This is a genomic window from Streptomyces sp. SID4985, assembly GCF_009863025.1.
Classification (GTDB): Bacteria; Actinomycetota; Actinomycetes; order Streptomycetales; family Streptomycetaceae; genus Streptomyces.
Genome location: NZ_WWIR01000341.1, coordinates 1 through 1,914, shown reverse-complemented (window position 1 = coordinate 1,914; position 1,914 = coordinate 1). Strand labels below are relative to the sequence as shown.

Here is a 1,914-nt window from a genome sequence, read left to right as displayed (position 1 = left end):
GCGCGCCCCGCGCTGCGCCGCCGCGCGCCGCTCCCGCAGCGAGGGCTCCTCGGAGGCGCCCTGCCCCTCGTCCCCGAACCGGCCCTCGTCCCCGAAGCCGCCCTCGCCGCCCTGCCCCGCCGTATCCGTCATACGGGCGATGATGCCCCGCGCACCCACCTGCGGGCACCGGAGTTTCCCGGCCCCCGCCGCCCACAGCCTGTGGACAACCGGGGCTCGCCGCGCGGATAGCGTTAACATGACGAGAAATCGTCCGGTACCCAGAGCGGACTGGAACGGGAAGGCCACGGTCGCGTGAGTACAGTCCACCAGCCAGACATCAAGGACCGCCCGGCGCGGCTCACCGTGGGCGTCGTCGGCGCCGGACGCGTGGGCCCCGCGCTGGCCGCGTCCCTCCAGCTCGCCGGGCACACCCCGGTCGCCGTCTCGGGGGTCTCCGACGCCTCCCGCAGGCGCGCCGAGGCTATGCTCCCGGGCGTGCCGCTGGTGCCGCCCGCCGAGGTCCTCGGCCGCGCCGACCTGGTCCTGCTGACCGTCCCCGACGACGCCCTGCCCGGCCTGGTCACGGGCCTCGCCGAGACCGGCGCCGTACGCCCGGGACAGCTCCTGGTGCACACCTCGGGGCGGTACGGCGTCGCCGTACTGGAGCCCGCCCTGCGCGCGGGCGCGCTGCCGCTCGCGCTGCACCCGGCGATGACCTTCACCGGCACCCCCGTGGACGTGCAGCGCCTGGCCGGCTGCTCCTTCGGCGTCACCGCGCCCGAGGAGCTGCGGCTTGCCGCGCAGGCCCTGGTCATCGAGATGGGCGGCGAGCCCGAGTGGATCGCCGAGGAGAACCGCCCGCTCTACCACGCGGCCCTCGCCCTCGGCTCGAACCACCTGATCACCCTGGTCGCGCAGTCCATGGAGCTGCTGCGCACGGCCGGTGTCGACGCCCCCGACCGGATGCTGGGCCCGCTGCTCGGCGCCGCCCTGGACAACGCGCTGCGCTCCGGGGACGCGGCCCTGACCGGCCCGGTCGCGCGCGGCGACGCCGGTACGGTCACCGCGCACCTCGACCAGCTGAGGAAGCACGCGCCGGACACGGTGGAGGGCTACCTCGCGATGGCCCGCGCCACCGCCGACCGCGCCCTCGCCTCCGGCCTGCTCAAGGCCGAGCTGGCCGAGGACCTGCTGGGGGCGCTCGCCCCCGCCGCCGACGGCCCCGGCGGAACGAACGGAACGAACGGCCCCGAGGGGAACGCCCGATGACCACCACCCTGCTCAGCACCGCCGACGAGCTGCACGCGCGCGTGCGGCGCGGCCGCCGTGCCGTCGTGATGACCATGGGTGCCCTGCACGAGGGCCACGCCACGCTGATCCGCGCCGCGCGCGCGATCGCCGGGCCCGAGGGCGAGGTCGTCGTCACGGTCTTCGTCAACCCGCTCCAGTTCGGCGCGGGCGAGGACCTGGACCGCTACCCGCGCACCCTGGAGGCCGACCTCGCGCTCGCCGGACGCGCGGGCGCCGACGCCGTGTTCGCGCCCTCGGTGGACGAGGTCTACCCCGGCGGCGACCCCCAGGTCCGCGTCACGGCGGGCCCCATGGGCGAGCGCCTGGAGGGCGCCACGCGCCCCGGTCACTTCGACGGCATGCTCACCGTCGTCGCCAAGCTGCTCCACCTCACCCGGCCCGACGTGGCCCTCTACGGCCAGAAGGACGCCCAGCAGCTCGCCCTCATCCGGCGCATGGTGCGCGACCTCAACTTCGGCGTGGAGATCGTCGGCGTGCCGACCGTGCGCGAGGAGGACGGCCTCGCCCTCTCCAGCCGCAATCGCTACCTCTCGCCGGAGGAGCGCGACACCGCCCTCACGCTCTCCCGCGCGCTGTTCGCGGGCCGCGACCGGCACGCCGCCCAGGAGGCGCTGCGCGCCC

The 1,914-nt window shown here is 76.2% G+C and carries 2 protein-coding genes; both read left to right on the top strand.

Going from position 1 to position 1,914, the window contains the following annotated elements; genetic code table 11:
- The first annotated feature begins 294 nt into the window (after positions 1–294).
- Entirely contained in the window at positions 295–1,251 is a 957-nt protein-coding gene (locus GTW40_RS14410) for a DUF2520 domain-containing protein (RefSeq protein WP_161180574.1), read from the top strand.
- On the top strand, positions 1,248–1,914 hold a 667-nt coding region (panC, locus tag GTW40_RS14405), incomplete at its 3' end, for a pantoate--beta-alanine ligase (protein ID WP_161180573.1). The genes GTW40_RS14410 and panC, both read left to right, overlap by 4 nt.